The sequence below is a fragment of the Providencia sp. PROV252 genome (assembly GCF_033676005.1).
Lineage (GTDB): Bacteria > Pseudomonadota > Gammaproteobacteria > Enterobacterales > Enterobacteriaceae > Providencia > Providencia vermicola.
This window is the reverse complement of the sequence record NZ_CP096294.1, coordinates 2,579,873-2,605,146: the sequence shown is the minus strand read 5'-3', so window position 1 is coordinate 2,605,146 and position 25,274 is coordinate 2,579,873. Positions and strand designations below refer to the sequence as shown.

The 25,274-nt window shown below is 39.3% G+C and carries 24 protein-coding genes; 12 read left to right on the top strand and 12 right to left on the bottom strand.

Annotation, left to right across the window (positions count from 1 at the left end; genetic code table 11):
* Positions 1–6: 6 nt before the first annotated feature.
* Positions 7–234, bottom strand: a complete 228-nt coding sequence (locus tag M1F05_RS12055; RefSeq protein WP_047755730.1) for a YejL family protein — start codon at positions 232–234, stop codon at positions 7–9.
* Positions 235–475: 241 nt separating this feature from the next.
* On the opposite strand from M1F05_RS12055, the gene yejK reads away from it, so the two are divergent.
* Positions 476–1,477, top strand: coding sequence for a nucleoid-associated protein YejK (gene yejK / locus M1F05_RS12050; RefSeq protein WP_206082291.1), 1,002 nt, complete (start codon positions 476–478; stop codon positions 1,475–1,477).
* Positions 1,478–1,606: 129 nt separating this feature from the next.
* On the opposite strand, the gene rplY is transcribed toward yejK, so the two are convergent.
* Both rplY and M1F05_RS12040 read right to left on the bottom strand, forming a co-directional pair.
* The gene (gene rplY, locus M1F05_RS12045; RefSeq protein WP_206082290.1) at positions 1,607–1,888 is read right to left on the bottom strand and encodes a 50S ribosomal protein L25; all 282 of its coding nucleotides are present in this window, start codon (positions 1,886–1,888) and stop codon (positions 1,607–1,609) included.
* 167 nt (positions 1,889–2,055) lie between these two features.
* Positions 2,056–3,813, bottom strand: coding sequence for a DEAD/DEAH box helicase (locus M1F05_RS12040; protein WP_206082289.1), 1,758 nt, complete (start codon positions 3,811–3,813; stop codon positions 2,056–2,058).
* A 222-nt stretch (positions 3,814–4,035) separates the two neighbouring features.
* Between M1F05_RS12040 and rsuA the strand changes: the two genes are divergently transcribed.
* The 3 genes from rsuA to M1F05_RS12025 all read left to right on the top strand — a co-directional run bounded on the left by rsuA (position 4,036) and on the right by M1F05_RS12025 (position 6,947).
* On the top strand, positions 4,036–4,743 hold the full coding sequence (rsuA, locus tag M1F05_RS12035) for a 16S rRNA pseudouridine(516) synthase RsuA (protein WP_206082288.1): 708 nt from the start codon (positions 4,036–4,038) through the stop codon (positions 4,741–4,743).
* A gap of 17 nt (positions 4,744–4,760) precedes the next feature.
* Positions 4,761–5,945 carry a Bcr/CflA family multidrug efflux MFS transporter gene (locus M1F05_RS12030; RefSeq protein ID WP_206082287.1) on the top strand — a complete coding sequence of 395 codons (1,185 nt, stop codon included), beginning with the start codon at positions 4,761–4,763 and terminating at the stop codon, positions 5,943–5,945.
* 660 nt (positions 5,946–6,605) lie between these two features.
* Positions 6,606–6,947, top strand: a complete 342-nt coding sequence (locus tag M1F05_RS12025; RefSeq protein WP_206082286.1) for a hypothetical protein — start codon at positions 6,606–6,608, stop codon at positions 6,945–6,947.
* A gap of 208 nt (positions 6,948–7,155) precedes the next feature.
* Here the strand turns inward: M1F05_RS12025 and mepS are convergent, their stop codons facing one another.
* Together mepS and M1F05_RS12015 are read right to left on the bottom strand one after the other, a co-directional pair.
* Complete coding sequence (gene mepS, locus M1F05_RS12020) at positions 7,156–7,740, bottom strand: bifunctional murein DD-endopeptidase/murein LD-carboxypeptidase (RefSeq protein WP_206082285.1); 585 nt, start codon at positions 7,738–7,740, stop codon at positions 7,156–7,158.
* Positions 7,741–8,478: 738 nt separating this feature from the next.
* Positions 8,479–9,078 carry a YrbL family protein gene (locus tag M1F05_RS12015; RefSeq protein WP_206082284.1) on the bottom strand — a complete coding sequence of 200 codons (600 nt, stop codon included), beginning with the start codon at positions 9,076–9,078 and terminating at the stop codon, positions 8,479–8,481.
* 329 nt (positions 9,079–9,407) lie between these two features.
* Between M1F05_RS12015 and M1F05_RS12010 the strand changes: the two genes are divergently transcribed.
* Positions 9,408–9,752, top strand: coding sequence for a hypothetical protein (locus M1F05_RS12010; protein ID WP_206082283.1), 345 nt, complete (start codon positions 9,408–9,410; stop codon positions 9,750–9,752).
* 121 nt (positions 9,753–9,873) lie between these two features.
* Here M1F05_RS12010 and yeiP read toward each other — a convergent pair whose 3' ends face one another.
* From yeiP to M1F05_RS11995, 3 genes are all read right to left on the bottom strand, one after another.
* Positions 9,874–10,446, bottom strand: coding sequence for an elongation factor P-like protein YeiP (gene yeiP / locus M1F05_RS12005; protein WP_206082282.1), 573 nt, complete (start codon positions 10,444–10,446; stop codon positions 9,874–9,876).
* 157 nt (positions 10,447–10,603) lie between these two features.
* Complete coding sequence (gene mtr, locus M1F05_RS12000) at positions 10,604–11,848, bottom strand: tryptophan permease (RefSeq protein WP_206082281.1); 1,245 nt, start codon at positions 11,846–11,848, stop codon at positions 10,604–10,606.
* 151 nt (positions 11,849–11,999) lie between these two features.
* The gene (locus M1F05_RS11995) at positions 12,000–12,437 is read right to left on the bottom strand and encodes a nucleotide triphosphate diphosphatase NUDT15 (RefSeq protein WP_206082280.1); all 438 of its coding nucleotides are present in this window, start codon (positions 12,435–12,437) and stop codon (positions 12,000–12,002) included.
* Positions 12,438–12,602: 165 nt separating this feature from the next.
* On the opposite strand from M1F05_RS11995, the gene fruK reads away from it, so the two are divergent.
* Entirely contained in the window at positions 12,603–13,538 is a 936-nt protein-coding gene (gene fruK / locus M1F05_RS11990) for a 1-phosphofructokinase (RefSeq protein ID WP_206083006.1), read from the top strand.
* Positions 13,539–13,588: 50 nt separating this feature from the next.
* Here fruK and M1F05_RS11985 read toward each other — a convergent pair whose 3' ends face one another.
* From M1F05_RS11985 to M1F05_RS11970, 4 genes are all read right to left on the bottom strand, one after another.
* A complete protein-coding gene (locus tag M1F05_RS11985; RefSeq protein ID WP_206082279.1) occupies positions 13,589–13,903 on the bottom strand; it encodes a HigA family addiction module antitoxin in 315 nt (104 codons plus the stop codon).
* A complete protein-coding gene (locus M1F05_RS11980; protein WP_318826060.1) occupies positions 13,903–14,178 on the bottom strand; it encodes a type II toxin-antitoxin system RelE/ParE family toxin in 276 nt (91 codons plus the stop codon). Before M1F05_RS11980 ends, M1F05_RS11985 begins: the two co-directional genes overlap by 1 nt.
* A gap of 119 nt (positions 14,179–14,297) precedes the next feature.
* The gene (nfo, locus tag M1F05_RS11975) at positions 14,298–15,143 is read right to left on the bottom strand and encodes a deoxyribonuclease IV (RefSeq protein WP_206082278.1); all 846 of its coding nucleotides are present in this window, start codon (positions 15,141–15,143) and stop codon (positions 14,298–14,300) included.
* Positions 15,144–15,240: 97 nt separating this feature from the next.
* On the bottom strand, positions 15,241–16,320 hold the full coding sequence (locus tag M1F05_RS11970) for a YeiH family protein (protein ID WP_206082277.1): 1,080 nt from the start codon (positions 16,318–16,320) through the stop codon (positions 15,241–15,243).
* Between the two features lie 191 nt (positions 16,321–16,511).
* Between M1F05_RS11970 and yieE the strand changes: the two genes are divergently transcribed.
* The 6 genes from yieE to cirA all read left to right on the top strand — a co-directional run bounded on the left by yieE (position 16,512) and on the right by cirA (position 24,696).
* The gene (gene yieE, locus M1F05_RS11965) at positions 16,512–17,375 is read left to right on the top strand and encodes a DNA-binding transcriptional regulator YeiE (protein ID WP_206082276.1); all 864 of its coding nucleotides are present in this window, start codon (positions 16,512–16,514) and stop codon (positions 17,373–17,375) included.
* Between the two features lie 305 nt (positions 17,376–17,680).
* Entirely contained in the window at positions 17,681–19,171 is a 1,491-nt protein-coding gene (locus M1F05_RS11960) for an amino acid permease (protein ID WP_206082275.1), read from the top strand.
* A 246-nt stretch (positions 19,172–19,417) separates the two neighbouring features.
* Entirely contained in the window at positions 19,418–20,554 is a 1,137-nt protein-coding gene (locus M1F05_RS11955; RefSeq protein WP_206082274.1) for an ABC transporter substrate-binding protein, read from the top strand.
* Between the two features lie 19 nt (positions 20,555–20,573).
* On the top strand, positions 20,574–21,668 hold the full coding sequence (locus M1F05_RS11950) for a FecCD family ABC transporter permease (protein WP_206082273.1): 1,095 nt from the start codon (positions 20,574–20,576) through the stop codon (positions 21,666–21,668).
* Positions 21,662–22,450: an ABC transporter ATP-binding protein gene (locus M1F05_RS11945; RefSeq protein ID WP_206083004.1), complete on the top strand. Its 789-nt coding sequence runs from the start codon at positions 21,662–21,664 to the stop codon at positions 22,448–22,450. Before M1F05_RS11950 ends, M1F05_RS11945 begins: the two co-directional genes overlap by 7 nt.
* Before the next feature lie 284 nt (positions 22,451–22,734).
* Positions 22,735–24,696 carry a catecholate siderophore receptor CirA gene (cirA, locus tag M1F05_RS11940; protein ID WP_206082272.1) on the top strand — a complete coding sequence of 654 codons (1,962 nt, stop codon included), beginning with the start codon at positions 22,735–22,737 and terminating at the stop codon, positions 24,694–24,696.
* Positions 24,697–25,274 lie beyond the last annotated feature (578 nt).

The following is a 25,274-nucleotide window of genomic DNA, read 5'->3' as shown; positions in this document are numbered from 1 at the left end:
AATCTGTTAGTGTGATTTATCTTCTTTTACAGAAGAAAGTAACGCATTGGCAAAGGATTCTGCAATCATTTTACGTTGTGCGGGGGCAACTGACGTATTGAGCAGGTTCGTTACCATGTTACCTAACACCATTAGGGAAAGGTCAACAGGGGTATGGTTTTTTTCTAACACACTCACGAGGTCAGAGAGTAAACCTTCAACTTTTTCATCACTATAGCGAGATGATTGTGGCATAAATTGAGACATCCTAAATTAATGAAAGCTCCATATCATAGCGTATAGCCGCATGTTTTTCTTCTTTCTTCGCAACAAATTTTTGTTTAAGTGATAATAATGCTTATTCAGATTCAAAAAGTGTGTATTAGTTCAGCATTTGCTGATGAAAAATGAGGCAAATGATAGTTTCTATTGCAGCGTATAGATATCAATGTTTGAATACGCGCGATAATATTTCTGCTAGAAGAAGGAGCTAACAATGAGTCTGGAAATTACCCAGATAGCCTTACATCAGTTGATTAAGCGAGATGAACAAACCTTAGAGGTGATGTTACGGGATTCTTTATTGACGGCTGATGATGTCGTGCAAGACATGATGGCAGAATTGCACCGTGTTTACAGCGCAAAAAGTAAAGCCTTTGGTGAATTCAATGAAGAAAGTGAATTAGCTGATGCATTAAAGCTCTTACGCAAGGGTGAAGAAGAATTTTTAGGTTTTAGCCGTGCTATGACGGTTCGTTTAAAGGATGAACTCGCGAAATACCCATTTGCTGAGGGGGGAATTGTTCTTTTCTGCCAATACCGTTACCTTGCCGTTGAATATTTATTGATTTCTGTTCTTAATAGCTGCGATAGCATGTTTGTCACAGATACATTAGATTTAGGGACGACACATTATTTAGATATTCCACACGCAGATATCGTTGCACGCATTGATTTAACCGAGTGGGAAACTAATCCAGACTCGAAACGCTACTTAACATTCTTAAAAGGTCGAGTAGGGCGTAAAGTATCTGATTTTTTTATGGATTTTTTAGCTGCATCTGAAGGTTTGAATGCGAAAGTGCAGAACAAAGGTTTAGTCCAAGCGTTGGATGATTTTTGTGATAATGCTCAGATGGATAAAAACACTCGCCAAGCATATCGTCAACAAGTGCATAGTTACTGCACTGAACAGCTGCAATCTGGCGAAGAAATTGAATTACAGGAATTGGCGAAAGAGTTGCCACTGGTAGAAGAACAAAGCTTTGATGATTTTGCTCGTCAAAATGATTACCAATTGGAGGAAAGCTTCCCAGCAGATAGGGGAACACTTAAACAATTGACTAAATTTTCAGGTAGTGGTGGAGGTATAACGATTAGCTTTGATGCTATGTTGATGGGCGAACGTATTTTTTGGGACCCAGTGACAGATACACTAACCATTCGTGGTACGCCGCCAAACTTACGCGACCAATTACAGCGTCGTGGCAGCAAATAAAATATTTTGTTAGCGTATTGGTAATATTGATTGATGCAAAAAATAAAGTTTTAGAAATAAATAACGCCGCAATTGCGGCGTTATTTACTCGGCGTCCCGAAATTTCTAAAGCTCGGCTGTGGGCTTTAATTAAGCGCGCAGGAAGTCAATGTGCGTCACTTTTGGCTTAAATGGGTGACGTTGAACAGCCTGAACTTTTACTTTTGTTTCTTTACCATCGATAACCAGAGTCAGAACTTCGTAAAATTCTGCTTTGCTTTCTTGGTTAATAACTTCATCGTGGCTCAGAGTGATAGAGATAGGCTCTTGGTTACCACCGTAAACGATAGCTGGAAGCTGATTATCTCTGCGCAGGCGGCGGCTCGCACCCTTACCCTGCTCTTTACGTTCAATTGCATTGATAGTTAACATTACTATTTCTCTATAAAAAGAAAATATAAATTCCTGCTACAGGCGACCCAGCAGCAGGTTCGAGATTTGGCCTAGGAATAACGCATTTTGGAAAATGAGAAATTGGAAGGCGGCGGCATTTTATCGAAAAAACCGCCATCCAGCAATCTTTAAGATCGTTTATTGCGTCAGGAAAGGGAGTTTGCGATGCGAAACCGCCCTTGATAATCAAAAATTTTCTCTCTAATTTCCCAATAGCGGTCTTTTTTCCGTGCCACGATAAATTGTGGGTAACGTAATAATGATTGCTGCAAAATAATGTCATTTGCATTATTCCATTTAAATGGAATGCCTGGCGCTCGTTGGTGCTCACGCAAAAAACGGTATTCAAATACACGACGCTGAGAGGGCGTTGTTAAGCGATAACGTTCTGAGACGCTAGTGCCATCTTCATCATAATAGTTTATTTTTATCCATTCACCTTTTGCATCATTACCAGAGATAAATTGCATACCACCACAACGAATAATCAGTGCATCTTTTAATTTTAATGCTGCTTTGAGCATGTCATCAGGATCAGTAAGGACTTCTTGGCACTTTTGGCAACGGCGAGCTGCGATATCATTTTCAGCACCACAGTGGGGGCATTGCTTAAAACGAAAGCGGAACTCACATTGTTGCTTTTGACCATTATCATCTTCTTCCCAGCCTTGGCAACGACGGCCATAGTGCTCAATAATTTGCCCATCAGTAGTACATTTTCCCCAAAACACATTGGCAAATTGGCAAAGAGGGCAAAAAACTTGAACAGGGACACTGGCAGAGTTTGGTTTACTGCAACCGACTTCAGGGCGATATAAATCATGAGGATTACCCGCATAATCTAAAATCAAGCATTGGGTTTTCCCCTGGCAAAGACGTAACCCACGACCAACAATTTGCTGATATAAACTAACTGATTCAGTTGGGCGCAAAATTGCAATCACATCAACATGGGGGGCATCAAAGCCAGTGGTTAGAACAGAAACGTTGACAAGATAATGTAATTCTCTGTTTTTAAATTGATTAATAATAGCTTGTCTATCAGACGCAGGTGTTTCGGCGGTGACTAATGCGGCAGACTTTACTGGTAAATAACCCAAAATTTCTTTTGCGTGCTCGACGGTAGCCGCAAAAATCATACAGCCTTGCAGTGGTGTTGCATATTCAATGATTTGTGCAACAATTTTAGGTGTAATACGTTGTTGTTTTTGCAGTGAAAGGTTTAATTCTTGCTCATTAAAAATACCTGCAGATGTCAACGAAACTTGGCTAAAATCATATTGCAAAACAGGCATATCTAAGCGTTCGGGGGGAACTAAAAACTTATTTTTAATCATGTAATGCAGTGGCAGCTCATAAATACAATCTCGGAAAAAACAGTTTTCATCACCCCGAACTATGCCATGATAATGATATTGGTAAATCCACCCGCTACCTAAACGGTAAGGGGTAGCGGTTAAGCCCAGAATCCGTAAGGCTGAATTGCTTTTTTGTAGATGCTGAATGATTTGCTGGTATTGGCTTTTATCATTCAAACTGATGCGATGGCATTCATCAATAATCACTAATGAAAACTGTCCATTGAAAGCAGCAAGATTACGAGCGACAGACTGTACGCTGCCAAAAACCACTTTATTTTGTGATTCTTTTCGGTTCAGCCCTGCAGCAAAAATATCCGCCTCGAGGCCATAGGCGAGGTATTTACTGTGATTTTGCTCGACCAATTCTTTAACATGGGCCAAGACCAGTACTCGTCCACGGGCAAGACGTGCCAATTCAGCAATCACCAAACTTTTCCCTGCACCGGTAGGCAGCACAATAACGGCGGGCTGAGTGTGTTTGCGAAAGTAGTGGATCGTCGCGTCGACGGCTTCTTGTTGGTATGGGCGTAAGGAAAAAGACATATTGCTCAGTATTGGTTAAAAAAACAGGTGAATGAGGTTAAATTTAATTTAAAACAATGACTCTGTCTAAAGATGTATGTTGTTTCATGGAAACTATCCCTTAACTAGGGTTATTGTTATAATGAATTATGTGATAGTAATCACAGCAACCTTTCATTCTTTATTCTGACAGTTAAGCGTTATTGTACGCTTCGCTGGCAATCCATCAAGTTAAGAGAATCTATGCGACTGGATAAATTTTTGTCCCAGCAATTAGGGATAAGCCGGAGTTTGGTAGCACGTGAATTGCGTGCAGGTCTTGTTACGATTGACGATGAAGTGGTCAAATCAGGAGCATTCCAAGTCACGCTTGACCATGAAGTCGCTTATGATGGAAATGTGTTAGTACAAGTCACGGGGCCGCGTTATTTTATGTTACATAAGCCTCAGGGGTACATCTGTTCTACCGATGACCCAACACATCCTACCATTCTTTATTTTATTGATGAGCCGCTTGCACAAAAGCTTCATTCTGCGGGGCGCTTAGATATTGATACGACAGGGTTAGTGTTGCTCACCGATGATGGACAGTGGTCACATCGCATTACATCGCCTAAACACCATTGTGAGAAAACGTACCGTGTTCAATTAAGTGAAGATATTGCCTCCGATGTTGCCAAACAATTCGAGCAAGGCATCATGTTAAATGGTGAAAAGTACCCAACAAAACCCGCACAACTCGAAATTATCAGTCCTCGTGATGTTCGCTTAACTATCAGTGAAGGCCGTTATCACCAAGTTAAACGAATGTTTGCCGCGGTAGGAAATCATGTTTGTGGACTGCACCGTGAGCGAGTAGGGGACATTTACTTGGATGAGACCCTTGAGCAAGGCGAGTATCGCCCACTGACAGATGAAGAAATTAATAGCATTAATGTACCTCGTAAATAAAAGCAGGAGTCTATAGCGTGCAACAGCAGCGTTCATCCTATTTGGGGCTGATTTTAATATTAGGTTTATTGTCTATGCTAATGCCGTTGGCTATTGACATGTACCTACCTAGCTTTCCGACGATGATGCAATATTTTAATGTTGATGAGGGGCGGATTCAAATGACGCTCAACAGCTACATTTTTGGTTTTGCGATTGGGCAACTTTTTTATGGACCAATGGCGGACAGCATCGGTCGTAAACCCGTGATTTTGGGTGGAGTAATTGTTTTTGCTATAGCATCGGCTGCTTGTGCAATCACCGAATCAATTGATTCACTTATTTGGTTACGTTTTTTGCATGGTTTTGCCGCCGCAGCCGCCAGTGTGGTAATTAACGCATTGATGCGTGATATGTTTACGCGCGACGAATTTTCTAGAAGTATGTCATTTGTGGTATTGGTGATGACGATCGCACCTTTATTGGCTCCTATTTTAGGTGGCGAATTGATGCGTTGGTTCTCATGGCATGCGATTTTCTGGAGCATTGCCATTGCGGCAGTTATTGCAGTGATTTTAGTGAGCTTTTTTGTGCGTGAAACATTACCCGTTACGAAAAGGCAAAAATTCCACATTGGCACAACATTACGCCAGTTTGCGACCTTATTTAGGGCAAAGCAAGTTTTGTTCTATATACTCGCGAGTTCATTTTCGTTTGCAGGGATGTTTTCATTCTTAAATGCAGGTGCATTTGTTTATATCGACCTAAATGGCGTTTCTCCTCAACATTTCGGTTACTATTTTGGTATTAACATCATTTTTCTCTTTATTATGACGACTATTAACAGTCGCTATGTTAGGCGCTTTGGCGCAGAGAAGATGCTGTATTTTGGTATTATTATCCAGTTTATTATGGGGATTTGGTTATTAGGCACAACCGCATTTAGTCTTGATTTTTGGACGTTAGTTATTGGCGTCGCCATTTATGTCAGTGGAATTGCAATGATTACATCTAATGCGATGGCTGTGATCCTTGATAATTACCCACATATTGCAGGAACGGTCTCTTCCTTAGCAGGAACGATTCGTTTTTCAATTGGTGCACTAGTAGGAACGTTATTATCACTGATCCCCGCTAAAAATGCGTGGCCAATGGTAGGTTCGATGGTGGCTTGTGTCGCTTTATCGATGCTTTTTGTTTTGTTAGCTAAAAAAGCGAAATAATCTCTGAGTTATCAGCTTCATGGATGAAACTGATAATTTGTTCTCACCTTTTATTTCCCCGAATATTCTTATTTTCCCTTAAGTAATCTCTTATCATTCACATTATATTGAGTTTTTTCAGTGTTACTGTTCGGTAATTTCGATTAGTTTATCATCGGTATTAAATTACGTGATGAAAAATGATCTAAATCAATTATCATTAGTGTGCTTTTTGTTAAATTTATGTTTTTAATGACAACCAAAATGGGATTGACTGAGCTAATTGAAAAATAACTATTCATCAAAAATTTGAATGGTTGTTGCTATTTTTATTTGGTAAATGTAAAAAATAGTTAAATGATTTACCTATCATGTTGAAGGTTGATGTCAAAATTAATTTAATTTTTAATATTTTTAGCAAAAAAATAGACGTGCAATGATTTACGTCACAAAAATTTAACGACACATCATAATTTTAATGTTATATTTAGGTTCTAATATTTAACATTGTTGTTACTTTTTATTGTGTTAAAGCTTCGGTTTGAACGAGTAATATTTTGAAGTCAAAAATTGACTTCAAAGAACACACAGGATATAGGGTCATTACTCAATGTTAAGTTTGTTTGCAGGGCTATTTCCTGTAATTAGGCAAAATACCAATTGTTTTAATAGGATATTTTTGTGGAAAAATTAGGTCTTTCGGTGGTGCACAGGCTACCGCAAAGCTACCGCTGGTTATCAGGCAAAATAGGAACAGACGTAGAAGTTGTGCCTATGAATGATGTTGATAGCGATAATCTTGTGGGGCTAAAATTACTTAGTCATGACTGTGCAACAGATTGTATTGCGATGCAGAAACTGTCTGAATCGTTATCCGATATGCAGATTTCAAGTGCTATCCTAGAATGGCAGAAAGAGGTTTGTCTGTTCATTCATGCGAATGATGAATTAGCTGCAATGTGCCGTTTAAAAGCAACGGGTGTTGCAATTGCGGAGCTATCTTCAGGGTTTTATTGTGCTTAGTTAGCTTGAGCTGTAATGTTTTTAATGGGGGAGATATTGTATCTGACTCATTTTGTGGTGGCTAATAAGGGCTAGTATTTATACTGGCGTTAAAAAGATTATTCTACGCAATAATGGCAGTTTTCATTTTTACTTGATAGCAAATATAAAAAAAGCTTCCAATTTTGGAAGCTTTTTTTATAGGTAAGGGGGAGTGTTTTACTGAAAATTAGGAGCCGTTGATAATACGACGACTTGCATAATACCTTTTACTCCAATAACTATTAGACATTTCAGAAACAATGACACCACTGCTGGTTGATGCATGAACAAATTTTTCATCACCAATGTAAATGCCAACGTGTTTCATTGTACGACCTGTTTTAAACAGAACAATGTCACCCACTTTTAAATTATTACGCTTTACGCTTTTGCCTGAAGACTCTTGTTCTGACGTTGTACGAGGTAATTCTACGCCGAATTGTTCAAAGAAGGTGCGTTGAACAAAGCTTGAACAATCAATGCCGCTTTTAGTGGTTCCGCCTAGGCGATAAGCAACACCTTTCCAACTTGCATATTGATTCATGATTTTAGATTTAGTGTCAACACTTTGCACTAATTCTTCAAATTCGTCTTGGGATGCCATTGTTAAAGAGTCGCCTGCAGCACCGTTTAACATGCGAACATCTGATTTAGCAGTATATTGTGTATTTTTTGTCGACTTCGGGTTGGTACATGCTGTGAGTGTTACGGCAATAGCAACTGCCGGAACAATGCGCCAAGCATAGCGCTTAAGTTTTTCAGAGGTTAACATTCTTATATATATCCCTTACCATTTCTTTATCGCATTATTGTGTAAAGAGACACAACAAAACTAAACTTTTCCCTGTGAAAAACGCATTGATAAATAAGAGTGTGCTTTTCGCAGAAAGTGTTTATCACGCCATCTAAATCTTTACTGGATCAGAGGTTTCTTGTGACCTTATTGAGTATAGATGAAAGCTCAATATTTACTAATTCAGTTATTGCTTGAAGTTAGTACCGTAACAGCCCGAATACCAAACCTTTAAGAGCATACATAAACAAAACCGAAATGGCGAGTTAATAGGGGGATAATTTACAAAACATTAGATAAAAGTGCATATGTGCCATTGAGTTATGTGATTGCTGTCATATGTAGCGTATTTTTGCGTATAATTGCGCCGATTATTGATAATGAAATATGATCTTTCTCACATTTATTATTACTCTGTTTCAGTTTATTTACGTAATAAGCTTTTTTTGCACTTCAAATGTAAAGAAGTTTAAATTTATGCAAGGTGAGCTCAAATTTTAGCACGTGTAGAAAGCTAAATTTTGACGGTCAATTCTTCTCTTGGTGGTCAAATAGGCGAGTTTAATTAAGATATGCAATAACTACTGTGTATTTATCAGTATTTATTGAGGGGGGCCTTAAACAATAAAGGAATAATATATAATCACTCCTTTATTGCGTAGAGGGATAAAATTATCGAATAAAAATTAAATAAAAAAGATAATTAAAAATGGATATTTATAATTTGACATGGAACTCTTTGTATAGCCGTTTTTCAAAGTCCGCAAAGCGGCGGTCTAACGTTGAACGTGCAATTGTGGATGAAAAATAATCGAGCGGAATTAAATTAGACGACCCAAGGTTATCGATAATTAAAAATTGCCCATGTGGTTTATAGCCTAATTGATAAACGATATTATAGGTTTTTAGCGCCATGGTGGCGATTGCTTCTTTATAAATAGATTTTTTAAATTGAGCATAAGCAATTTTCATATTTTTTTGATGCTTCAAGTAGGCATTTTTATTTTTTAGATAATAATCTAAAGTATGCGATACATTCCCTGTTTTATCCTTAATTAATTGAAACACGTAACCTAGCCCAAGATTGGTTTCTTGTGTGCCAAAATAGTGGGACACTGTTGTCGCTTGGTATTCCTTTCTATAAAGGCGCTTATAGTACCGCACTTCTCTGAGTGTTTCTTTATCATCGCGGCCTTTTAGGTGAATCTTAATACAAAGCTCATCATAATCTGGGTGCTGGTAACAGGCTCGTTGACGTCCAGAAGCAATTAAGTTAGTCGGTGATAAATTAATTTTGTAGTTGAGTTTTTCATTCATATCTAATAACACTATTTTTGATACATCGAATACAAATAAATAGAAAAAACACTAATTTCGACGAAGATTGCTATATTTTCGTCTTATTTTAATAGACTTAATTTTATATGTGTTGCAATACGTGTGGTCATTAAAAGTGTGATCTAGTCTAATAATTATATATTGAATATCATCCAATATTAAAAATAAAAAACTACGACCATAAGTGAAATCTCTAGCTGTTCATTAGGAATAAGATGTCGTCCTCATTCAGTTGAACTGAATTATTCATTTAAGAGTAAATAAATTACTAAAAATGACGATAACTTAATTTTAAGAGGAAAATTCTTATGAATGGCTTAGTAAAAAAAACAATATTCACATTTTTAGCAGCGACTACATTAATGACCAGTATCTCAACATTCGCTTCACACAACAGTGGTCAACAACGTTCTAATACTGCGGTTATTCGTTTTACAGGCTCGATTGTTGCTGCTCCATGTATCATTAGTACAAATCAAAATTTTGTCGAAACAAAGTGTTGGAGTGACTCAGGAAAAGAAAAAACACAGTCTGTTGATGTTTCCAAGTTAAAAATGACAGAACAACTATTACCAAATTTGAAGGGCTCACAGCAGTTTAACTGGATTAATAAAGAAAAAACGATGGGTATTTACACTGTTAAGTATGATTAATGACAATAAATGAAATGAGGAAGTAGTAGGCTAGGAGAGTATGATGTTAAATAAAAATGTATGCCTATGAGCATGTTGTCCATAGGCATACACATATTAATATTATTTTATCGATATAAGATTAATCACAACGTCCCATATAGCGGCGTTCAGGGATATGAATACGAATTTTTTCACCACTGGTGAGATATTCAGGAACCTGAACGGTTAACCCCGTCGGCATCAAAGCGGGTTTTGTACGTGCACTGGCGGAAGCACCCTTGATACCTGGTGTTGTTTCAGCAATAACCATATCAACAGTTTGCGGTAATTCTAAGGCTAAAACTTGCCCATCCATTGTTAGAACTTGCATGCCTGGTAACCCTTCTTCAGGGATAAACAGCAGTTCATCTTCAATATCTGCTTTTTTGAAAATATATGGCGTGTAGTCTTCGTTATCCATGAAAACATATTCATCACCATCAATATAAGAAAAGCTGACACCACGGCGAGTTAACGAAATCGTTTCTAAAATATCATCGCCTTTAAAGCGTTCTTCAACTTTCTGGCCCGTTTTGATATCCGTAAAGCGCATTTTGTATAAAGTACTGGCACCACGAGCGCTAGGTGCTTGAATATCAATATCTTTAACGAGTAGTAACTTGCCATTGTAGTTGATTGCTAAACCACGTTTGATTTCGTTGGCCTTGGCCATAAATAACCTTCTTTGGTATTGTCAAAAAGAGTGCGACAAAATTACTCGCACAAACGGGATTAGGCAAGATGTTGAGGTCAATTTTCAGTGAAAATTTTTTGAAAAATAACTGATGGGAAATAATATAGCCCCGCAGGGCTATATTAAGAATGGCAAATTAGTAAATAGGGAGTAGACCAGCTAAGGACATGATGTGCGCAACGGCGTTGATTAAACCAAATAAAATAACAAAACCGATAATAAACATGCCTCCAGGTGCTTTATAGCTATTATTTGGGTAACGTCTACGACTTGCTTTTGCCATCAATGCAGGGACAATCACAGCCCAAATTGTTGCAGCTAATCCAGCAAAGCCAATAGCATAAATAAAGCCATTAGGAAAAATCAGTGCTAAAACGGTTGGTGGCATAAAGGTGACTAAAATAGATTTCAGTCGGCCTTGCTTATCATCAGAGAATTTAAAAAAGTCAGCAATAAAATCAAATAAACCTAATGACACACCTAAGAAAGAACTTGCTAAAGCCATATAGGAAAACAGATTCAAAAATTGGGAAATAAAGCTGCTTTGTGTAGAAATATTCATCTGAGCCAGTAGTGCATCGATATTGTTACCATTTTCTCTGATTTCAATGAATGAAGAGCGTGGAATATTTCCTTGAATCGCATACTGCCATAAGATGTAAATAACAACAGTAATGATGGCACCGTAAGTTAAGCTTTTCACTACACTACGACTGTCTTTATTATAATATTTCACCAGCCCAGGCACGTTACCATGGTAACCAAATGATGTTAACAAATAAGGCAGCGCAGCTAAGGCATAAGGTAGATATTGTGTTTCGTTTTGCTCTACTTGGTTAAATAAAATTGCGGGCGAAGCCGTTGAGATCATCCCACCAATTGACATGATAAAGGTAATAACCATCCCACCAATTAAAATGGTACTTAACCTATCCACTGCACGGGTAGATAACCAAACAAAGAATGCAACAATGAATGCAAAAACTAACCCCGCTCCAGCTTGTGGAATCTGAATATGTTCTGCTAAGTTTGCGGTAATAATTGAACTGCCTGCAGAAATATAAGCGTAAGTTAGAATATACAGGACGAAAGTCACTGATAAGCTGTTAATGGTGTTCCAACCAGTGCCGAGTAAATCTTTTACTATGGTGTGAAAACTAGCACCCGCTGGATAATTCATATTCGCTTCTAAAATCATTAGCCCAGAAAGTAACATACAAATAAAAGTATAAATTAGCAGGATAACTGAGCCTGAAAACCATACGCCAGAAGTCACCATTGGAATTGAAAACATGCCTGCACCAACAGCGGTACCTGCAATGATCATTGCGCCTCCTAATATAGAAGGGCTTTTTGGTTGTGTTGTCCCATTAACGGCCATGGTGGCTCCTAATAAATTGTTTCACTGTACTAGCTAAATGATACGGTAGTGGCGAAGTCTTGTAAACAACGAAAATAAAATAAACTGAACAATTTGAAAGGGATGGTGAATAAACATACAAATTAATCTAATTTGTATGTTTTATGGGGTGTTAAATAGATTGGTTGTAAAAGCGCTGATTTAGCCAAAGATTGATTGCGTTACGACTTGCCTCAAAATGCGGTTCAGGCAGGGAATTAGGAGAAACCCACATAAGACTTTCACATTTATCGATTTCCATGATTTGCGGTTGTTTATCTCCGTTATATTCAACATGCATGCAAATGGAAACGGTATGTTTACCTTCCTGCTGATAGGTTTGTAAGTTATTGCTGATACCAAATACAGAAGGTGTGGTGATATCAATGCCAATCTCTTCTTTTATTTCCCGAATAGCACAGGCTTCGAATGTTTCACCTGGATCGACATGACCACCAAAAATAGACCAATAGGGTGCATGTTTGCTGCTACGTTTACCTAGTAAAATCTGCCCTTGTTTATTGGTGATAATGACACCGACGCCAACGACGACGTTAATTGACTGAGACATATTTTCTCCCATTTATTTTCATTTTTAGCGTGAGAATTTTGCCATGGGGTCTGAGAAAAACAAGCAGGAAAAAGTATAAATAGCACTGAAAACAACACGTTTTAGTGTTATAACTATGACATACATCTAATGACATGATAATCATGATAAGGGAGATTAGTGGTTATGACTCGCCGGGTTGCTACAATTACATTAAATCCTGCTTACGACCTTGTAGGGTTGTGCTCGTCTATTGAAGTGGGTGAAGTTAACTTAGTCAAAACCGCTAGCCTGAATGCCGGAGGGAAAGGCGTCAACGTGGCGAAAGTGCTGCGTGATCTGGGCATTGATATTACTGTTAGTGGTTTTATGGGAAAAGATAATCAAGAAGAATTTCAACATTTTTTCAGTGAAAATGGTATGGCAAACCGTTTCAGTATGGTGCCTGGACGCACGCGTATCAATGTAAAGCTCACTGAAAATGATGGGAAATCAACTGATTTTAATTTTTCTGGCTTTGATGTGAGTAAAGAAGACTGGAACCGTTTTTCAACTGAATCACTAAATTGGTTAGGTCACTTTGATATGGTCGTGGTGAGTGGAAGCCTACCCAATGGGATTGACCCTGAGGAATTTACCCGTTGGATGACTCGCTTGCGCCAATTGTGTCCATGCATCATTTTCGACAGTAGCCGTGAGGCATTAAAAGCGGGCTTAAAGTCTTCTCCTTGGTTGGTAAAACCTAATCGCCATGAATTAGAAAGTTGGGTGGGCCGCAAACTGCCTGATTTAAAAGATGTGATTGCTGCGGCTCATGAACTAAGAGATAAAGGCATTTCTCACGTTGTAATATCATTGGGAGAAGAAGGAGCATTATGGGTTAATGCTTCGGGCTCTTGGTTAGCTAAGCCGCCTCATTGTGAGGTCATCAGCACAGTAGGGGCAGGCGATTCGATGGTTGCTGGCCTTGCTTATGGGCTGCTCAATGGTGAATCAAGCGAGCACACATTGCGGATGGCAACTGCAATTTCAGCGTTATCAGTTTCACAAGCGGATGTCGGTTTAAAGAACCGCAGTAAGTTAGCTGACATGATGGCTAAGATTGAAATGAAGTCGTTGTAATTTTTGAACATTTGAAAAGAAACCCTGCGTTATTCGCGTGGGGTTTTTTGTTAGTGTTCAGATGTTGATTGTTGTGGTTGCGGCAGATTTTCGAATAAAACAACCCCTGAGATATCGATTTTATCTTCGAGTAAGCGTAAATCGCAATGAGTTTGTAGCCGTAGCCAAAACTCGGGGGTACTGCCTAAAGCCGCTGAAATACGGATCGCGAGAGCAGGGGGGAATGCAGTTTTTCCTGAAAGAAAGCGGGAAACAGCCGCGAATGTGACACCAATATTTCTGGCAAATTGCTGAACTCTAGCGCCTAAGTCATCTAAGATGTTTGCAACCATAATACCGGGATGGGTAACAATAACCTGTTTCATTAGTGGCAGTCCTTTAGACTTAAAATGTAAGTATCGCCATTAATGAACTCAAATGTAATACGCCAATTTGTACGAACAGTAATTGACCAAATATTGACTCGGTCGCCTTTTAATTGATGAAGGTTAAATGTGAAAATATTTAAATCATCAATAAAGTTTGCGGAATCAATAGCCTGGAGCCTATCATTTATACGTAAAGAATCTTTAGGGGAAATACCTGAAAGTGTCCATTTTTCAAATGGTTGCTTTAGTCCTTTGTGTTTAAATGATTTAATAATATCACCTTCCGTTACGTGACTTGTAACACCTTATTAGGGTGTTACAAGCTGTGCAACATAAAGGTGAGCTAAGCAAATAGAAATGAGCCCTAAATTTTAATAGGACTCTATCAATGTTAGCTATTTTGCTGCGATTTCAACCATGCAATTTCTTGTGGCCAGATGTCTGGGTTGATCGTTTCTAAAATCAGCGGGATCCCATCAAAACGGCTGTCTTGCATAATATACGTGAATGGCACAAAACCAATATTACCTTCACCTAAGCTGTGGTGGCGGTCAACGCGGCTGGCAAATTCGCTTTTAGCATCGTTCAGATGCATGCCTTTTAAAAATTCAAACCCCACAATCTCTGAAAACTGCGTAAATGTTTTATCGCAATCTTCAATCGTGCGTAAATCATAACCTGCGGCAAAGGCATGGCAGGTATCAATACACACACCCACACGGCTTTTATCCTTTACGCCTTCGATAATTTTTGCGAGGTGTGTAAAATCAAAGCCTAAGTTAGTCCCTTGTCCTGCGGTATTTTCAATGACAGCGGTGACACCTTCGGTTTCGGCTAACGCAATATTAATTGACTCAGCAATACGTGCTAAGCAATCATCCACCTCAATTTGTTTTAAATGGCTGCCCGGATGGAAATTCAATAAATCAATGCCAAGTTGTTCACAACGCTGCATTTCATCAATAAAGGCAACTCGTGATTTTTCTAAAGCTTCAAATTCAGGATGGCCGAGATTAATTAAATAACTGTCGTGGGGCAGAATTTGGTGTTTACCATAGCCGTATTTTGCACAGTTTGCTTTAAACTTTTGGATAACCTCTTCACTCAATGGTGCCGCTTTCCATTGACGTTGGTTTTTAGTGAATAATGCGAATGCCGTTGCATTAATCTCATGGGCGCGAATAACGGCTTGATCAACGCCGCCAGAGGCGCTGACGTGTGCTCCAACATATTTCATTTTTGACTCCTTTTTATGGAAGTATGCCATTAATATGCGCACAAATGAAATCAACAAAAAAGCCGCTTAATAAAGCGGCTAAAGTCGGAGGTACATATTAAAAGATATTTTGTATCAGCAGATTAATTAATAAACCACCAATGATTAACCAAGCAAATAAAATCAGTGCCATTAATAATGGTTTAATACCTGCTTGTCGAATTGCGCTTACATGGGTGGTTAAACCTAATGCCACCATGGCCATAGCAAGTAAAATCGTATCTAACGCAATGATTTGTTGGACTAATGCTTGTGGTAGTAAATGTAATGAGTTAAACCCTGCCACTAAGATAAAGAACACGGCGAACCAAGGAATAGTAATTTTGCTTTTTTCTGTTGAATTGCCACTTTTGGCCGCCGCTTTACGGCTTAAAAATGCAGATAAAATAATTAAGAATGGTGCAAGCATCATAACTCTAATCATTTTTGCGATAACTGACGCATTTTCTGCATCAGTCCCAATAGTATGACCAGCGGCAACCACTTGCGCGACTTCATGCACTGTTGAGCCAATATAAATGCCGAATGTTTCTTGGGTCGCTGGGAACCAGCCAAAGTGCGCATTTAATTGATAAATCCAAGGGTAAACAAAGATACAAATTGTGCCGAAAATGACGACAGTAGAAACCGCAACAGCGACTTTGCTAGCTGACGCTTTCACAACAGGCTCTGTTGCCATAACCGCAGCTGCACCGCAAATACTACTGCCTGCGCCGATCAAAATGGTTGTTTCATCATCTAAACCAAAAACTTTCTTTCCTAGCCAGTAGGCTAATAAGAAGGTTGATGTTAGGGTCAATGCATCAATAATAACGCCAGTGGCACCGACATCAGTAATTTGTTGGAATGTTAAACGGAAGCCATAAAGGATGATCCCTGCACGTAAAAAATAGTGTTTGGCGAATTTGACACCAGTATCACAAGATTTACTTGCTGTTGGGTAAAAGGTGTTACCTACAACAATCCCCAATAAAATGGCGAGTGTTAACGCACCTAGACCTATATCCATAAACCATGATTGTTCACCAAGGTAGATGGCGATAGCCGTTAAAATACCTGCTAATAAGAGCCCTGGTAATAATTTCAAAACAGGGTGAAAGCTATTTTGATTTAGGGTGTGAATGTCGCTTTTATCCATGATAATGCTCTTTATTGCTGCTTATATGATTTGGTAATAAGCATATAATAAAAAATATAATAATTTAAATTGATTGTTTATATATAATCTATCAAAAAAAGTGATTATAAGTTTCTTCTGGAATATTGCTAATAAATCATTAATATTAACAATATTATTACAACGACTAAAAACACGTTGGGGCGACCTTTATGCGAATAACACTTAGGCAACTTGAGGTTTTTACAGAAGTATTGAAAAGTGGCTCCACGACGCAGGCATCTCAATTATTAGCGCTGTCCCAATCAGCGGTCAGCGCGTCGCTAACGGATTTAGAAGGTCAACTTGGCGTTCAGCTTTTTGACCGTGTGGGTAAACGACTTGTTACAAACGAGCATGGAAGACTTCTTTATCCCAAAGCATTAGCTTTATTAGAGCAAGGGGCAGAAGTTGAGCAATTATTCAAAAAAGAGATGGGCGCAGTGCGTCTGGCGGCGAGTACCACAATTGGTAATTACATGTTGCCAGAGATCTTAGCGGGTTACCGCCATGACCATCCTGATATCCCTCTAGAGCTTTTTATTAGTAATACTGAAGAAGTTATTAAAGCGGTGATGGAATTTAGGGTGGATGTGGGACTTATCGAAGGGGTTTGTCATAGCCCTGAATTGATTTCGAAATCTTGGTTGAAAGATGAGCTGGTTGTTTTTGCTTCACCACAAAACCCATTAGCAAACAAAAAGGTGTCATTAAAAGAACTTAAAGACGCACCATGGATTTTACGTGAGCGCGGTTCAGGAACGCGAGACGTGCTTGACCAACTGCTGTTTGCACATCTACCAGGTTTCCATATCTTAATGGAACTGGGCAATTCAGAAGCAATTAAACATGCAGTGCGTTTTGGGATGGGCATTAGCTGTTTATCAAGAAGGGTGATAGCCGAGCAACTAGAAAATGGTACTCTAGTTGAGCTTGAGGTAGACGAACTTCAATTAGAAAGAACGTTGTATTTGATTTATCACCGTCAAAAGCATCTTTCGAGTGCGATTACTAATCTTCTAGCCTACTGTAATTAAAAATCCTCGTTATCTTTTAACTTGCCGCGTTGTTGGCTGCAATCGACTATCCAAGTCACATACTGATGTATGCTCCTTGGGTAGTTTCATATGCCGCCTAGCAGCAAGCCAAAATATTTAGAGGATTAGAGACGGTATTTCTTTATTAAAAGCCACGGTTTAATTTTTTGGCAATAACGCGTTTTACTTATAATTCTGCGTGAATTATGAAGGTATCTTATAACAGTGAAGAGTTACTTAGTTCTCACAGCCTATTTTGCTAGAATTCACTCGATATTGGCTGAATAATAAAATACAGGGAACAAATGTCAGAACAACATACCAATACTATCACGCAAGACCGACCACAAAAGTTGCGCCGTGAATTAAAAGCGCGTCACCTTGCGATGATTGCTATCGGTGGCTCTATCGGTACCGGTTTATTTGTGGCATCGGGTGCAACCGTTGCACAAGCAGGCCCCGGAGGGGCACTACTCTCTTATGCCATCATCGGCTTAATGGTCTATTTCTTAATGACGAGCTTGGGCGAATTGGCTGCCTATATGCCAGTTTCAGGCTCATTTGCTACTTATGGCGCAAAATATGTTGATGAAGGTTTTGGTTTCGCATTAGGTTGGAACTACTGGTACAACTGGGCGGTAACCATCGCAGTTGACCTCGTTGCCGCACAATTGGTGATGACCTATTGGTTCCCTGATACGCCTGGTTGGATTTGGAGTGCTATATTCCTTGCTATCATTTTCTTATTGAACTTTATTTCTGTTAAAGGTTTTGGTGAAGCAGAATATTGGTTCTCGCTGATCAAAGTCACCACCGTAATTATTTTTATCGTTGTGGGCGTATTAATGATTTTTGGCATCATGAATGGGGCCGAAAACGCAGGTTGGCATAACTGGGAAATTGGTGATGCGCCATTTGCTGGTGGTTTTTCTGCCATGATCGGTGTGGCAATGATTGTCGGGTTTTCCTTCCAAGGTACTGAGTTAATTGGTATTGCAGCGGGTGAGTCAAAAGACCCTGCTAAAAATATTCCTAAAGCGGTACGTAAAGTATTCTGGCGTATCCTGTTGTTCTATATTTTTGCCATCTTAATTATTAGCTTGATCATTCCTTATACTGATCCTAACTTGCTACGCAATGATGTTAAAGACATTAGCGTGAGCCCATTTACTTTAGTATTTGAAAATGCAGGGTTATTATCAGCAGCGGCAGTCATGAATGCGGTTATCTTAACCGCGGTATTGTCTGCGGGTAACTCAGGTATGTATGCATCAACCCGTATGCTGTATACCTTAGCGCGTGAAGGCAAAGCGCCGCGCATTTTTGCTCGGTTATCAAAAGGTGGCGTACCACGTTATGCATTGTTAGCCACGACGGTTGTTGCGGGGCTGTGCTTCTTAAGTTCCATGTTTGGTAACCAAACGGTCTATCTCTGGTTATTGAATACCTCAGGGATGACAGGCTTTATTGCATGGTTAGGGATTGCTATCAGCCATTACCGCTTCCGTAGAGGGTATATTGCACAAGGTAAAGACTTAAATGACTTGCCATATCGTTCTGGTTTCTTCCCAATTGGGCCAATTTTTGCCTTTATTTTGTGTTTAACAATAACACTGGGCCAGAACTACCAAGCCTTCTTAGAAGATAATATTGATTGGATTGGTGTTACAGCGACGTATATTGGTCTCCCACTCTTTTTAGCCATTTGGTTTGGTTATAAAATTGCCAAGAAAACAACCTTTATTCGCTATAAAGATATGAGTTTTCCAAGCTACCGCGAGAATTTAAATAAATAATCGATCATTATTTATGGGTTGAATAACAGCATCCTTTATAGGGTGCTGTTTTTTTGTATATAGCGCAATAAACCCACGATTTGCGGGTTAGTTCTTCTAAATGTTTTGCTTTTCGAGGTAGCTCACACAATTCCATTCGCTATACCCATTATTAAATCAATAATCGTATTGATAAGTATTCTTATTTGCTTTATTGTTACCGCATTAAAATGTAAGTCAATGAGTTTAATTGTGGAGCTTAATACTATGTCGTCGGTAGCCAAGAAGTCAGTAGCTAGGTCGGTAGTAAAGGGAATAGGTTTAGCGTTATTAGCCAGTGCCAGTTTGAGCGCGTGGTCAGCAACAGTGACTGACATGGCGGGAAGAACCGTTGAAGTACCCGATAATGTTAACCGTATTTTACTTGGTGAAGGCCGCCTATTTAGTGCGGTTGCTCTACTTGAAGGCGACAAGCCGATTGAACGTATCGTAGGGTGGCAAGGGGATTTGCGTAAATTAGACCCACAAACTTATGCGGCTTATAAAGCCAAGTTCCCTGCGATTGACAATATCCCATTGATAGGTAATACCAGCGCAGACAGCGTCAGCTCTGAAAAAGTATTAACCTTAAACCCAGATATCGCTATTTTTGGTTTATCAGGCCACGGACCAGGTAAAAACAGCGAATTAGTCAATCAATTGGAAAAGGCAGGGGTGCCTGTTGTTTTTGTCGATTTCAGAGACAACCCATTAGAAAATACCCTACCAAGTATGCGTTTATTAGGTAAAGCACTAAACCGTGAGCAAGTGGCAAATAAATATGTAGATTTTTATGAAAGAAACCAAAAAATTGTCACGGATATCACATCAAAAATTCCAGAAGACAAAAAGCCAAGTGTCTTTATTGAGTTACGTGCAGGCGCCTTTGAAGATTGTTGTGGCACCGCAGGTGACGGTAATATGGGTAACTTTATTGACTTAGCAGGCGGTAAAAATATCGCGAAAGGTGTTTTACCTGGCGCATTAGGCACTATGAATTTAGAGAAAATCATTGCTGCAGACCCGAATATTTATATTGCAAGTGGCGCAAAAGCACCAGGCAGTAAAGATGCGGGCGTACAATTAGGCGCACAAAGTACATTGCAAGATGCTAAAGAAAGTCTGAAAAAGATCACAGATCGTAAAGGCATTCGTTCATTATCCGCTATTAAAGATAAGCAAGATTATGCTATCTGGCACAATTATTATAATTCACCCTATAACGTCATTGCGACACAAGTTTTCGCCAAGTGGTTCTATCCTGAGCAGTTTTCAGGCCTTGATCCACAAAAAACACTGGAAGAATTGCACAGAGAGTTTCTTGCTGTAGAGCCAACTGGTGTATATTGGGTTAGCGAAAAGTAATGAGAGTAGGTAAGAATTAATGAGTATTACAAGCGAGCCAATAGCGGCGGTGGAACAAGCCGCTAAACAGGCTGATGATGGTGTGAAACAACATTATCAAAATATGTTGCGCCGTCGTTTTACATGGATAGTGGTAATTATTGCGGCAATTTTATTGTCGCTGGTTATTGATTTTACGTTAGGACCATCAGGCCTATCCTTAGAGCGATTATGGCAAACCTTGATGACGCCAGAAGCCGTAGATGCAGGGACCCGTGTGATTGTATGGGATATCCGTTTACCTTACGCCTTGATGGCGGTGGTCATCGGTATGTCTCTGGGGTTAGCGGGTGCAGAAATGCAGACCATATTGAATAACCCATTAGCGAGCCCATTTACACTTGGGGTTTCTAATGCGGCGGCGTTTGGTGCTGCACTCGCCATTGTGTCGGGGATTGCGATCCCAGGCGTTCCTGACCAATGGGTGATTTCAGCGAACGCATTTATTTTTGCTTTATTAGCGGCATTAATGTTGGATGCCGTTACTCGCTGGACGCGCGTTGCAACATCAGGCGTTGTTTTATTTGGTATCGCGTTAGTATTTACCTTTAATGCATTGGTTTCGATGATGCAATTCATCGCCACAGAAGACACATTACAAGGCCTTGTGTTCTGGACGATGGGAAGTTTATCAAAAGCAACATGGGTGAAGTTAGGTGTAATGGCGCTGGTTTTTGCACTGATTTTCCCGATTGCTATGATGAGCTCTTGGAAATTAACAGCATTAAGGCTGGGTGAAGACAGAGCGATTAGTTTTGGTATTGATGTCCGTCGCTTAAGACTGACTACCTTATTACGGATCAGTATCTTATCTGCGTTAGCTGTGGCATTTGTTGGGCCGATAGCGTTTATTGGTTTAGTTGCGCCGCACATTGCACGTTTGATTTTTGGTGAAGATCACCGCTTTTATTTACCTGCAAGTGCATTAATTGGTGCGTTGATATTATCGATGGCTTCAATTGCCTCGAAGAACATTATCCCTGGTGTAATTATTCCTGTGGGTATTGTCACCTCATTAGTAGGGGTACCGTTCTTCTTAAGTATTATTTTACGTCATCGAGGTAACGTATCATGAGTGGCCTGATTATTAACCAATTTAATGCGGGCTACCCAAAACGCGCAGTGATTGAGAACCTGACGACGGATGTGTTGCCAAGGGGCAAAATCACCGTATTGCTTGGCCCAAATGGTAGCGGTAAATCCACCTTATTACGTTCATTGGCAGGGTTAAACAAAGCCACGGGGCAATTACTGTTGGATGGCTTAGATCTTACGCAGCAAAATTTTGCCCAGCGTGCACAAAATGTGGTGTATTTACCCCAAACATTACCCGCAGGTGTGCACCTGTATGTTTTAGAGTCGGTGATTGTTGCCCAGCGCGCTTCTGGCGGTTTAAGCAATGAAAACCATAAAGACGAAGTGATGCACTTATTGCGCCAATTAGGTATTGAACATCTGGCATTAAGTTATTTAGACCAGCTTTCAGGTGGGCAAAAACAATTAGTGGGTTTGGCTCAATCGTTAATTCGCCAACCTAACTTATTATTATTGGATGAGCCACTGAGTGCACTGGATTTAAATTATCAATATCATGTTATGGATTTAGTGGCGAAAGAAACTAAACGCCGAAATATTATTACTGTCGTGGTCGTTCACGATATTAATATTGCATTGAAACACGCAGAACATGTATTGATGTTAAAACAAGGCAAATTAATTGCACAAGGTGAACCTGCCGAGGTGATTACGCCAGAAAGTCTTGCTGAGGTCTATGGTGTAAGAGGGCGCATAGAACGCTGCTCTCAAGGTGTACCGCAAGTGTTGATTGATGGGCTAGTGGATAAACTCGCCAGTTAATTTGTGATTAATAATAAATATGCTTGTTATTCTGCAAGCATATTTAATAATCCACAGGAGCAGAAATAAAAAAGATTATTAAATATTTACTCGCAGAAATTAATTAATAAAGATTAATTACCCACAGGAAATTTAATTGTATTAGGAAATGGTTTTTACCATAAATTTCCTATGGGTATTTATTATCCAAATAATAAAAATAATCATAATTATTAGGTTCAAAGAAACCAATGTTGAGCATATCAATTCATATATAAAACAGAATATTTCTTGGAGAGTTGGGAATGGTTGTTTTTAATAAAAGAAAAGTGGCGATTTGCATTATTGCTGCTATCGCTGCATCACCTGCATTTGCTGATGATAAAGAAGACAAGATGATAGTTACAGCATCTTCTGTGTCTAAGGAGTCTGTTGTAGATGCACCTGCAACAGTGACAGTGATCACGCAAGAGGAAATTCAACGTAAACCATCACAAAACCTTGTTGATATTTTACGTGAAGTGCCAGGTGTTCAATTTACATCTGAAGGAGATAATCGTAAGGGGATCAGTATCCGTGGGCTAGGCAGCGGCTATAATCTCATCCTTGTAGATGGCAAGCGAATTAATTCTCGAAATGCAGTTTTTCGCCATAATGACTATGACTTAAGCTGGATACCGACAGTTGCAATTGAACGTATAGAAGTTATTAGAGGCCCAATGTCATCGCTTTATGGTGCGGATGCATTAGGTGGTGTTATTAACATTATTACGAAAAAAGAAAGTAATGATTGGCACGGTAGCTTAAGTTTTGATTCAACTATTCAAGAAAAACGCGATCATGGCGATACAAATAAGGGAGGGTTCTTTGTTACAGGGCCACTAATTAAAGATAAATTAGATATAAAAGTATATGGCTCTCTTGCTCACCGTAGAGCAGACCGTGTTGAACCTGTATCTTTAGGCCGAACATCTATTGGTGGAATCGAAGGAAATACAACACGTGATGGCAATGTTGATTTAAAATGGAGTCCTGCAGAGAATCAAACTGTAGATTTAGGTTATGGGTTCAACCGACAGGATCGTGAGTCTGAATCATTGGGCAATACGCGTTTAGAGCGCACATCTTACTCTATTGGGCATAAAGGTAACTGGGATTTAGCATCAACAGAATTACGTTTTTACGGTGAAGATGTTGATAATTACACAACAACTAAAATTAAATCCGAATCTAAGGTTATTGATGGGAAAGTCACTATTCCTTTATTTGATCACGCAGATATGCTAACACTTGGCGCTGAGCATAAAACAGAAAAATTAACTGATAATATCAATATTAAAAATTCTGGTTCTACTGAGAAAAAACAATATGCTCTTTTCGCAGAGAATGAATGGTATATAGCAGATCCGTTGATTTTAACAACGGGCTTGCGAATGGACCATCATGAAGATTTTGGTCAACATTATAGCCCTCGAGTTTATCTTGTTTATAACGCAACTCAAGAGGTTACCGTTAAAGGGGGATGGTCATCAGCATTTAAGGCCCCAAGTTTGTTAGATTTGAGTCCTGATTGGCAGACAGCATCTTGCCGTGGAGGTTGTTCCATCGTGGGAACCCCAGACCTCGATCCTGAAACAGCCAATACCGTTGAGTTAGGTTTATATTATAACGGCCAAGAAGGTATTCTTGAGGATGTTTCTGCAAACGTTACTGTTTATCAAAATGATTTAAAAGATATGATTAATATTAATAGAACTTCAGATATTAATATTGCACCAACTTATCCTAACTTTGCGGGTTGGACAACAAATAGTAAAGGCGAGAAAATTCCTGTATTCAAATACTATAATGTTGATAAAGCACGTATTCGTGGGGTTGAAACGGAACTGCGTGTTCCATTCTTAGATAAGCAATTTGATTTAAACTTTAACTATTCATACACCGATGCTCGTGATCGCACTAATGATACTCCGCTAAACACTAAGCCGTTTGATACATTTAATACAACATTAAATTGGTATCCTACTGATGCAGCATCACTTTATGTCACTGCTAATTATCAAGGTAAAGCAAGAAAGATAAGCGAGTCTGATAAGAATAAGGGCGGGTATACAATGTGGAATCTCGGTGGTGCTTATAAGTTAACAGATAACGTTAAACTACGTGCTGGAGTCTTAAATCTACTGGATAAAACTCAGAGTGTTGAAACTTATGGTTATAATGAAGAAGGTCGCCGCTATTTTATTTCAGGTGAATATTCATTTTAATTAAATTTACATCAAAACCCTTTGGTTTGCGCCAAAGGGTTTTTTGTATCTCGTCAAATACAGCCGTTAAAATAAATAAAAGTGGTTTTTGGGGTAAGAAAATAATGGGAAAAACGCAGTTATTAGTTACCTAGCCAAAATAGGCTAAACCATCAAAATTTCTCATCGGAAATAGGGTGGTTTGTTAACAATTTAACTTGCTATTTGGGGTTATGGCGTGCAAAATGCGCGAACTAAAAAATAACTGATGCTCAATAAACTTAAGCATCGGTTTTTTTGTTTTTAGGAACGTTCATTCTAGCGGGGCCGGACATAGAGCCGGAGAGATAATTTTAATATTTACGTGTAGCAAACATTTTACGCTACCGATTTGAGGAATGCTTTTATGGCTTACTTTTTCGCTATCGCAGCAGGGCCAAGCGGCCGTCGTTGCCGCATCGATGACTACGGAGCTCCGCGCAGCTTCGCACACACTCTTCTAACCTCTTCTACGTTTTTTTCTGCCTATAGGCAGATGCAAAGTCTTCCCAGTAACTGTCGATTAAGCCGAAGTAGCTTGCAATCGAAAGTTATGGGAG